Below are 10415 nucleotides of genomic sequence, written 5' to 3' on the forward strand. Positions count from 1 at the left end.
CTTATGCCACCTACTGCACATGTGTGAAGGAGCCAGCGATGACCGCCCAGCAGTCCGCCGACGTCCGCCTCTGGGGCGCGCGCTTCGCCGACGGCCCGTCCGAGGCGCTGGCCAGGCTCTCGGCCTCGGTCCACTTCGACTGGCGCCTCGCGCCGTACGACATCGCCGGCTCCAAGGCCCACGCCCGGGTCCTGCACAAGGCCGGTCTGCTCTCCGACGAGGAACTGGCCGGCATGCTGGCCGGCCTGGACCGGCTGCTCGCCGACGTCGAGGCGGGCACCTTCACCGGCACCGTCGCCGACGAGGACGTCCACACCGCCCTGGAGCGCGGCCTGCTGGAGCGCCTCGGCCCCGACCTCGGCGGCAAGCTGCGGGCCGGACGCTCGCGCAACGACCAGATCGCCACGCTGTTCCGGATGTACCTGCGGGACCACGCGAAGATCATCGGCGGCCTGCTGCTCGACCTCCAGGAGGCCCTGGTCGGCCTCGCCGAGGCGCACCCGGACACCGCGATGCCCGGCCGCACCCACCTCCAGCACGCCCAGCCGGTGCTCTTCGCCCACCACGTCCTCGCGCACGTGCAGGCCCTCGGCCGGGACGCCGAGCGGCTGCGCCAGTGGGACGCCCGCACCGCCGTCTCTCCGTACGGCTCCGGGGCGCTGGCCGGCTCCTCGCTCGGCCTCGACCCGCGGGCCGTCGCCGCCGACCTCGGTTTCGAGGGCGGCTCGGTCGGCAACTCCATCGACGGCACCGCCTCGCGCGACTTCGTCGCCGAGTTCGCCTTCGTGACCGCGATGATCGGCATCAACCTCTCCCGGATCGCGGAGGAGGTGATCATCTGGAACACCAAGGAGTTCGGCTTCATCACGCTGCACGACGCCTTCTCCACCGGCTCCTCGATCATGCCGCAGAAGAAGAACCCGGACATCGCCGAGCTCGCCCGCGGCAAGTCCGGCCGGCTGATCGGCAACCTGACCGGCCTGCTGGCCACCCTCAAGGCGCTGCCGCTCGCCTACAACCGGGACCTCCAGGAGGACAAGGAGCCCGTCTTCGACTCCTGCGACACGCTGGAGGTGCTGCTGCCCGCGTTCACCGGGATGATGGCCACCCTCACCGTGCACCGGGAGCGGCTGGAGGAGCTGGCCCCGGCCGGATTCTCGCTCGCCACCGACATCGCCGAGTGGCTGGTCAAGCAGGGCGTCCCGTTCCGGGTCGCGCACGAGGTGGCCGGCGCCTGCGTCAAGGTCTGCGAGGCCGAGGGCATCGAGCTGTCCGACCTGACGGACGAGCAGTTCGCGGCGATCTCCGGACACCTGACCCCCGAGGTGCGCTCGGTGCTCAGCGTCCACGGCGCCATCGCCTCCCGCGACGGGCGCGGCGGCACCGCCCCCTCGGCGGTCGCGGTCCAGCTCGCCGAGGTGAAGGCGGACCTGGCGCGGCAGCAGGAGTGGGCGAAGCGCTGAACCGCCGCCGGGGCCCGGCTCCGAACCCGCGTCCGCGGGGTGAGGCTCCCCCGGCCTCGGCCCCGGGGCCGACCCCCGGCGCGGCGTGAGAGGGGCGTGGCGGGCCGGCCGCCGCGCCCCTGCGGCGTCCGCGCCCCGGCCCGGGCGTAACCGGCCCCGCCCCGGACCGTCATGCACGGTGTGTGCACCGCCATCCCGCCCGTCCCGTCCGCCGAGGACGTCTACCTCGCCGACCGCCGCCGCCGCGTGGTCCGCGAGACCGTCGCCGCCCTGCCCGGCCGCTGCCCCCAGCTGGTCGCCGCCCTTGCGGAGGACCCGCCGCCCACCTACCGTGAGCTCTCCGAGCGGCTCGGCATGCCCCGTGGCTCGATCGGCCCCACCCGCTCCCGCTGTCTGGCCTGCCTGCGGATGCTGCTCCACTCGGAGCGCTACCCCTGAGCGGAGCTCTCGCGGCCAGGCCGGATCCCGTGCGGCACACGGGGTGACCCTCCTCACGTCTGCCTCCGCGAAGGTTGAGCGGAGCTGACACCCGGGTAGAGCGCTGGCGAACGCAGCTCTTGACGGTGGCGCGATCGCTCGGATACTGAGCGTGAGCGCGCCACCCTCTGCGCGCCGCGCACGACGACTGGGGAGGCCCCTCCACATGGGCATGAGCGTGATCATCTCGGCCGCCGAGGCCGAGGACGCGGAGCAGATCCTCAAGCTCCAGTACCTCGGCTACCAGCCCGAGGCCGAGCTGTACGGCGACTGGGCGATCGAGCCCCTGACGCAGAGCCTGGAGAGCCTGCGCGCCGAACTGTCCGAGCAGCACTTCCTGGTCGCCCGGCTGGGCGGCGAGGTGGTCGGCACCGTCCGCGGCCACATCGGCCCCGACGGCGTCGGCCGGATAGGGCGCCTGGTCGTCCACCCGCGGATGCAGCGCCACGGCCTCGGCGGGCGGCTGCTGGAGGCCTTGGAGCGCCGCCTCGCCCAGGACGGCCCGGTGAGCGCCTACCGGCTGTTCACCGGTCACCGCAGCCTCGGCAACCTGCGCCTGTACGCCCGGCAGGGGTACCGCCAGACCCGGGTCGAGCCGGTCAGCAACCGGCTGAGCGTCGTCCACCTGGAGAAGGACGCCGGCGCGCCGCTCGCCGCGACGGCCTGAGCCCGCCGCCCCGCACCCCCTCGGCGCCGCCACCATCCGGATCACCGGTGGCGGCGCCGAAACGTGTCCGCGCTGGTCACGGCGGTGGATGTCCGCATTGCGGACAGTGACGGCCAAAGAATTGGGCGGAATTCCGCCCATCTGTTTTACTGGTTCACATGACTGCGACGACGAACTGGACCCCCACCGGCACGCTGCCGGCAGGTGAGTGTGCCATGTGCCGTCGAATGTGTCACCGCTGAGGGCCACCGCCCGCGGCACCCTGTCGAGGGTGCCTCCCCCTCGCGCCCCGAAGCGAGACTCCGGCGCCGCTCCCGCCCGTGCGAGCGCGCCCCTCCTCCCGTACCCGCCCCCTTGGCGTGCCCGCCCACTCGCGGGCGCCGTGACCCGTCAGGGCCACGCCGTCGCGCGGCCCACCGGCCGCGGCCGCGCTCCCGGGGCGGCAGGTGCGGATCCCCCCGGCGCAGCGCCGTGACGCCGCCGCCGACCGGCAGATCCGGTCGGCCGGTCGAATCGCGCCGCGCGCCCCCGACCCACGGAAAGCCGCTGTGATCACCACCACGGACCTGACGAAGGTCTACCGTTCCCGAGGCCGCGAGGTGACCGCCCTCGCCGGCGTCGACCTGCACGTCCGCCCGGGCGAGGTCTACGGAGTCGTCGGCACCAGCGGTGCCGGCAAGTCCACCCTCATCCGCTGCGTGAACATGCTGGAGCGCCCCACCTCCGGCACGGTCACCGTGGACGGCGTCGAACTGACCGCGCTGCCCGGTGGCGAGAACCGGGCCGGCAAGGAACTGCGTGAGGCCCGCCGCCGGATCGGCATGGTCTTCCAGCACTTCAACCTGCTCTCCTCGCGGACGGTCCAGCAGAACGTCGAACTCCCGCTGGAGATCATCGGACTGGACCGCACCGAGCGCCGCCGCAAGGCCGCCGAACTGCTCGACCTGGTCGGCCTCGGCGACAAGGCCCGCAGCTACCCCCAGCAGCTCTCCGGCGGCCAGAAGCAGCGCGTCGGCATCGCCCGGGCGCTGGCCGGCGACCCCAAGGTGCTGCTCTCCGACGAGGCCACCTCGGCGCTCGACCCGGAGACCACCCGCTCGATCCTCAAGCTGCTGCGCGACCTCAACCAGCAGCTGGGTCTCACCGTCCTGCTGATCACCCACGAGATGGACGTCATCAAGTCCGTCTGCGACTCCGCCGCCCTGATGCGCGGCGGCCGGGTGGTCGAGTCCGGCGAGCTCACCGACCTGCTGGCCGAGCCCCGCTCGGAACTGGCCCGCGAGCTGTTCCCGCTCAGCGAGTTCGGCACCGGCCGGGCCGGTTCCACCGTGCTGGAGATCACCTTCCAGGGCGACAGCTCGGCCCAGCCGTTCGTCTCCCAGCTCGCCCGCACCTACCAGATCGACATCAACATCCTCGGTGCCGCGGTGGAGACCATCGCCGGCCGGATGGTCGGCCGGATGAGGGTGGAGCTGCCCGGCAGCCACCAGGACAACGTGGTGCCGATCGGCTACCTGCGCGAGCAGGGCCTCCAGGTGGACGTCCTCGGCTCGAACGGCATCGGCACGGCGAACGGAGCGGTGGCATGACCTGGGACCAGATGCAGGAGCTGATGGGGCCCGCCACCCAGGAGACCCTCCAGATGGTCGGCGTGTCGACCCTCTGCACCGTCCTCCTCGGGCTGCCCCTCGGCGTGCTGCTGGTGCTCACCTCCAAGGGCGGCGTGCTCCAGAACCAGCCGGTCAACAAGGTGCTCGGCGCGATCGTGAACCTCACGCGCTCGATGCCGTTCATCATCCTGATGATCGCGCTGATCTCCTTCACCCGCTGGCTGACCGGCAACTCGCTCGGCTGGCAGGCGGCCACCGTGCCACTGACCGTCGGCGCCATCCCGTTCTTCGCGCGGCTGGTCGAGACCTCCATCCGCGAGGTCGACCGCGGCCTGGTCGAGGCCGTCCACGCGATGGGCGGCGGCACCTGGACCCTGGTCCGCAAGGTGCTGATCCCCGAGGCCCTGCCCGGCATCGTGGCCTCCGTCACCACCACGGTCATCGCGCTGATCGGCTACTCGGCGATGGCCGGCACCGTCGGCGGCGGCGGCCTCGGCGACCTCGCGTACCGGTACGGCTACCTGCGGTTCGAGACCTCCTTCATGTGGATCATCGTGGCGGAGATCGCCGTCATCGTCACCGTGATCCAGCTGGCCGGCGACTACGCCGTGCGCCGACTGAACGGCCGGGGCCGCGGCGGCGGACGCACCCGCCTGCTGCCCCGCCAGCGCCCCGCCACCACCGACGAGGACCTCGTCGCCCCCTAGACCTCCCCCGTCCGACCCCGGACGCGGCTCCCCGTTCCACGCAGAAAGGCACTTTTCGTGCGCAACGCCCTGAAGTTCACCAGCATCCTCGCCACCGCCGGCGTCGCCCTCTCGCTCGCCGCCTGCGGCAGCTCCGGGTCCTCCTCCTCGGACCCGAACGCTCCGCTCAAGATCGCGGCGACCCCCACCCCGCACGGCCAGATCCTGAAGTTCGTCAAGGACAACCTCGCGGAGAAGGCGGGCCTCAAGCTCGACATCAAGGAGGTCACCGACTACGTGACCCCCAACACGGCGGTGCAGGACGGTTCGGCCGACGCCAACTACTTCCAGCACGTGCCGTACCTGGAGGACTTCAACAAGAAGAACGGCACCGACATCGTCTCGGTCGAGACCGTTCACCTGGAGCCGCTGGGCGCCTACTCCAAGAAGGTCAAGTCGCTCGCCGACCTGCCGGACGGCGCCACCGTGGGCCTGCCCAACGACGCCACCAACGAGGGCCGCGCGCTCAAGCTGCTCGCCGACAACAAGCTGATCACCCTCAAGGACGGCGCCGGAACCGCCGCCACCCCGGCCGACGTCACGGGCAACCCGAAGAACCTCAAGTGGAAGGAGCTGGAGGCCGCCCAGCTGCCCCGCTCCATCTCCGACCTGGACGCCGCCGTCATCAACGGCAACTACGCGATCGAGGCCGGCCTGAAGCCGACCACCGACGCCCTGGTGCTGGAGAAGGCCGAGAACAACCCGTACGCCAACATCCTGGCCGTGAAGAAGGGCAAGGAGAACGACCCGCGGGTGAAGAAGCTGGCCGAGCTGCTGCACTCCGACGAGGTCAAGAAGTACATCGCCGACACCTTCCAGGGCGCGGTCATCCCGGCCTTCTGAGCCGAGCTCCGCACCACGTCCTGACCCCGACCGGGCCCCCGCCGCACCTCGGCGGGGGCCCGGTCGGGCAGTATGCACCAGGGACGCTCCGGCCGGCCGCCACCTGACACACCGTCGTTCGATCTGACGTACCGTCGTGCGGGCGGGCGCACCGTGTGGCACCCGGGGCACGACCGAGGCGTACGGTGTTGTGTTCACGACCCGGCGAGGAGAGACGGCATGGCAGCGAGCTTCCCCGAGACCGCCATCAGCACCGATCGGCTGCTGCTGCGACCCCTTGCGGAGGACGACGCCCCCGGCCTGGCCACGATGATGGCCGACGACCTCGTACTCGCCTGGACGGACCTGCCGCAGCCCTTCACCGAGGAGTACGCGACCGAACTCGTCCGCACCCTCGCCCCCGCCCACCGGGCCACCGGGCGCGGCATCGTCTTCGCCGTCACCGAGCACCTGACCCAGCGCCTGGTCGGCCTGGTCGAGCTGCGCAACACCGACTGGCGGCTGCGCAGCACCGAGATCTCCTACGTCACCGCCGTCTGGGCGCGCGGCGAGGGCTACGCCCCGGAGGCCGTCCTCGGCGTCGCCCAGTGGTTGTTCGAGGACCGCGGCTTCCTGCGCCTGGAACTGCGCACCGCCGCCGGGAACACCGCCGCCCAGCAGGTCGCCCAGAAGGTCGGCGGGATCAGCGAGGGCGTGCTGCGCAGCGCCTGGATAGTCCGGGAGGGGGCCGGCGAGGCGGCCCTGGGGGAGCCCGCGGGCCGCCGGGCCGGGGGAGAGAGCCGCAGCGACCTGATCCTGTGGAGCCTGCTCCCGGAGGACCTGGAGACGCCGGAGCTGCAGCACGCGGGCTGGCACGGCGAGGACCGCTACGTGCTGCGGGACTGAACCCGGCCGGTTCCGGTCGGTCCCTCCACCGGCCCGACCGCCTGTTCGGTCACGCACCGGCCCGGCCACCTGTCCGTTCACCTGCGTGTCCACCTGCGTGTCCACCTGTCCGTCCACCCGACGCGGACATGTGTACGAGATGTCGGGTTCCCGGGGATCACACCCGGTAGCCTCGGCACCGGCACCGCACGACGGCGGATCGAGTGCCGCACCGAGTCGAGGGAGAACAGCCGCAGATGGCTGACCGGATCACGGTCATCGGGTGGGACGGCACGCCACTGACCGAGGCCGCCGGCGCGGCCCTCGCCGCGGCGACCCTGGTGGCCGGCGCCCCCTACCAACTGAACGCCCTCCCGGTGCCGGAGTCCGCCGAGCGGATCGTCCTCGGCACCATCCGGCAGGCCGCCCGCCGGATCGCCGAGCACCGCGGCGCGGCCGTCGTGGTCGCCGAGGGCGACCCCGGCTTCTTCGGCGTGGTGCGCACCCTGCGCCGCCCCGAGTACGGCCTCGAACTGGAAGTGCTGCCCGCCGTCTCCTCGGTGGCCGCCGCCTTCGCCCGGGCCGGCATGCCCTGGGAGGACGCCCAGGTGGTCAGCGCGCACGGCGGACGGCTGCGCCGCGCGGCCAACATCTGCCGGGCCCACCCCAAGGTCGCGGTGCTCACCGCGCCGGGTGCCGGGCCCACCGAACTCGCCCTGATGCTGCGCGGGGTGCACCGGACCTTCGTGGTCTGCGAGGCCCTCGGCACCCCGGACGAGGCCGTCACCGTCCTCACCTCCGACCGGATCGCCGACCGCGTGTGGCGCGACCCCAACGTGGTGCTGGTGATCGGCGGCACCGCCCAGTCCGGGGCGGACGAGGCGGCCGGCTGGCTCGCCGGGCGCCCGGTCGGCTACCCCGGCGCGGACCGCGGCTGGGCGCTCCCCGGTGATGCCTACGCGGCCGCCGGGCGCACGGAGGGCGAGACGGGCGCGCCGGAGGCACTGCCCGCTCATGTACGCGCCCTGGTGCTGGCCCGGCTGGGCGCCCGCCCCGGGGACCTGGTCTGGTCGGTCGGCGCCGGCAGCGGCGCCCTCGCGGTGGAGGCGGCCCGGTTCGGCGCCGCCGTGGTCGCCGTCGAGGGCTCCCGCTCGGCCTGCGCCCGGCTGACCGTCAACGCCCGCCGCTACGGCGTCGAGGTGGAGGCCGTGTACGGCAGCGGGCCCGAGGTGCTGGGCGGCCTGCCGGAGCCGGACGCGGTGGTGGTGGAGTCCGGCGGGCCCGACGTGGTGCGCGCGGTGCTGGACCGCCGTCCCGAGCGCTTCGTCGCGCTGCCCCGGACCCTCGGGGAGGCGCAGGAGGTCCGCCGGGCCATCGTCGGGGCCGGGTACCGGGCGGACGGCGCGCTGCTCCAGGAGACCCCGTTGCGGCCGGCGGGGGAGGACGACGGGCTGGCGCTGGGCGCGGGCGGGACCGGGGTCCTGGTGCTCTGGGGTGAGCAGATCGGGTGAAGGATTCGCGCGCGGCCGGGGCGCACCCGGGGCACGACCAGGACCCGCTCCGGGGTGCCCCCGGGGACCTCCGGCGGCACCGACGGTGATCCAGGTCGCATCCGGACACCGATTCGATAGGTGACCGCGCCGGGCCGGTAGTGTGACGTCCTGGTGGCCGCAGCGGTCGGCGCCCCACCCGATTCAGTCGGTTTGTCACCTTTTTGACGTGGTGCAACCCGCTTCTGCTCGGAGTGTGGGCAATTCGACGGGCCTCGTGCCGGACCTGGAGAATGCCGTAGGGTCCGGTGCGGTGGTGCCGGTTGCCCCGGGTTGTCGTTGTTTCAGACGATGTGCCGCCCCGGGCGGGCGGTGCGCCGGGCCGGGGTGCCGCAGCGCACCGGACGGACTCGGGCCGCAGCGCCACGGCGCGGCGGCCGCACGTGGTTAGGGGCGGGTCGGTGCAGGTTCGGCCCGCGCGGATGGGCGTTGCGATCGGTGATCGCGTCGCCGAGGGCGCGGCAGCGGCCTGGAAGGAGCTTTGACAATGACCGATGGCGGCCACGTCCCGGGCGAGGGACTGCCGGACCACCTGAACGCCGGGCCCGACCCGCTCGGCGGACCGGAGGGCGTCGCGGGCGTTGCACCCCTCCAGGGCGTCGCGACGGACGGCGGTGCGATCCCGAACCCGGCGGCCCCGATCGGCGGCGTCCCCGGCGCGGTGCCCCCGGGCGCCGGCATCATGCCGCCGCAGGGCCGGCACGGCTACGGCGTTCCCGGCGAGGGCTGGGCCGTCGGCCAGGGCGCCCCGCGCCCGGCCTTCCACTTCCTCGACCAGCCCGACGCGCCGGACGGCCTGGACGACGATGACGACGTGCTGCTGATGCCCGGCCCGCAGGGCTCCTGGGGCGAGCCGGTGGCGGCCGCTCCGCAGCCGGACGGCACCCCGGTCGAGCCGTCCTGGCCGCCGGTGGACCCGCCGGTGTTCGGCACCGAGCACGCCGTCCAGCAGCAGCCCGTCCAGACGCAGACGCAGGTCCAGCAACCGGTGACGCAGGCTCAGCAGCCGCGCCGCCCGCTGCACGCCGGTCCGCCGATCCCGGACCCGTCGCTGATGACCGGCCAGGTGCCGGTCCGCTCGCTCGCCGACCGCGGCCCCTCGCAGGGCGGCACGCCCGCGCACGGCATCCCGGCCATCGGCCGCCCGCCGGTGGCCGATGGCGTCGTCCCGGCACAGGCCGCCGTGCCGCAGGCCGCCGTTCCGGTCGTGGACGGGCAGCAGGTGCCGCAGGCTCAGGACTTCCCGCAGACCGAGCAGGTCCAGCAGGTTCAGCAGATCCACCAGGGTGAGCAGGCCCACCAGACCCAGCAGGTCCACCAGGTGCCGCTGGCCTCGCCGCCGGTCGAGGCGGTGCTGGCCGTCGAGATGGTCGGGGCGATCGAGGTGATCGAGGTGATCGAGACGCCGGAGGCAGTCCAGGCCGCCCAGGCCGCTCAGGTCGTGACGGCCCCTGAGGCCGTCGCGGAGGCCCTCGTGGCCCAGCCGCTCCCGGCCGAGACCGCCGCCGTCCAGCCGGTGGCCGAGGCGGCTGCCGCGCCCGTCGCCGCCGTGCCCGCCGCTGCCGAGGGTGTCGCCGCCGAGCCCGTCGCCGCCGCGTCGGCCGAGCAGCCCGAGGCCGCGGCCTCGGCCGGTCAGCCGCGCCGGATCTCCGCCTTCCTCGCCGCCCCCACCCCGCACGGCCTGCCCAAGGTCGCGGCGGCCGAGCAGGCCCCGGCCGTCGAGGTGACGGCCCAGCAGCAGACCGCGCCGATAGCGGCCGTCGAGCCGCAGGTCGTCGAGGTCGTCGAGGTCGTCGAGGTCGTCGAGGCTGCCCAGGCCGTCGACGCCGTGGCGGGTGCCGAGTCCGCTCCGGCCGCCCAGGCCGCCGAGCAGGCGCCCCCGGCCGGGACCGCGCCGGAGGCCGCGGCCGAGCCGGTCGCGGAGCAGGCCGTCGAGGCGCCCGTGGAGCCGGTCACCGAGCCGGTGGCCGAGACCGCCGCAGGTACCGGCGAGATGCCGTCCGGTCAGGCGGTCGCCGAGGCCGCCGCCGAGGGCGAGCAGCCGCAGGCGCAGGCCCCGGCCGAGGCGCCCGCCGAGCCGGTCGAGCAGGCCGAGCCGGTCGCGGAGCAGGCCGTCGAGGCGCCCGTGGACGCCGCTGTCGTGGCCGAGGGGGCCGCCCTGGCCGAGCCGGTCGCCGAGGCACCGGCCGAAGCCG

The 10415-nt window shown here is 74.0% G+C and carries 8 protein-coding genes and 1 pseudogene; all 9 read left to right on the forward strand.

Translation table 11 applies throughout. The features are described from left to right. Positions 1-38: 38 nt before the first annotated feature. Positions 39-1463, forward strand: coding sequence for an argininosuccinate lyase (argH, locus tag ACFRMQ_RS03310; RefSeq protein ID WP_380726367.1), 1425 nt, complete (start codon positions 39-41; stop codon positions 1461-1463). A gap of 180 nt (positions 1464-1643) precedes the next feature. Continuing rightward, on the forward strand, positions 1644-1901 hold the full coding sequence (locus ACFRMQ_RS03315; protein ID WP_380726369.1) for a hypothetical protein: 258 nt from the start codon (positions 1644-1646) through the stop codon (positions 1899-1901). Between the two features lie 205 nt (positions 1902-2106). After that, positions 2107-2607: a GNAT family N-acetyltransferase gene (locus tag ACFRMQ_RS03320; RefSeq protein WP_380726371.1), complete on the forward strand. Its 501-nt coding sequence runs from the start codon at positions 2107-2109 to the stop codon at positions 2605-2607. A gap of 548 nt (positions 2608-3155) precedes the next feature. Then, a complete protein-coding gene (locus ACFRMQ_RS03325) occupies positions 3156-4196 on the forward strand; it encodes a methionine ABC transporter ATP-binding protein (RefSeq protein ID WP_380726373.1) in 1041 nt (346 codons plus the stop codon). After that, on the forward strand, positions 4193-4924 hold the full coding sequence (locus tag ACFRMQ_RS03330; RefSeq protein WP_380726376.1) for a methionine ABC transporter permease: 732 nt from the start codon (positions 4193-4195) through the stop codon (positions 4922-4924). Before ACFRMQ_RS03325 ends, ACFRMQ_RS03330 begins: the two co-directional genes overlap by 4 nt. Before the next feature lie 57 nt (positions 4925-4981). Continuing rightward, positions 4982-5806 (forward strand): MetQ/NlpA family ABC transporter substrate-binding protein, encoded by an 825-nt coding sequence (locus ACFRMQ_RS03335; RefSeq protein ID WP_380726378.1) that lies wholly within the window; start codon positions 4982-4984, stop codon positions 5804-5806. A 219-nt stretch (positions 5807-6025) separates the two neighbouring features. Then, positions 6026-6691 (forward strand): GNAT family N-acetyltransferase, encoded by a 666-nt coding sequence (locus ACFRMQ_RS03340; RefSeq protein WP_380726380.1) that lies wholly within the window; start codon positions 6026-6028, stop codon positions 6689-6691. 236 nt (positions 6692-6927) lie between these two features. After that, complete coding sequence (cbiE, locus tag ACFRMQ_RS03345; RefSeq protein WP_380726382.1) at positions 6928-8181, forward strand: precorrin-6y C5,15-methyltransferase (decarboxylating) subunit CbiE; 1254 nt, start codon at positions 6928-6930, stop codon at positions 8179-8181. A gap of 526 nt (positions 8182-8707) precedes the next feature. Next, positions 8708-10415 (forward strand): annotated as a pseudogene (locus ACFRMQ_RS03350) (hypothetical protein); the annotation flags it as partial.

It is taken from the genome of Kitasatospora sp. NPDC056783 (assembly GCF_042789895.1).
Taxonomy (GTDB): Bacteria; Actinomycetota; Actinomycetes; order Streptomycetales; family Streptomycetaceae; genus Kitasatospora.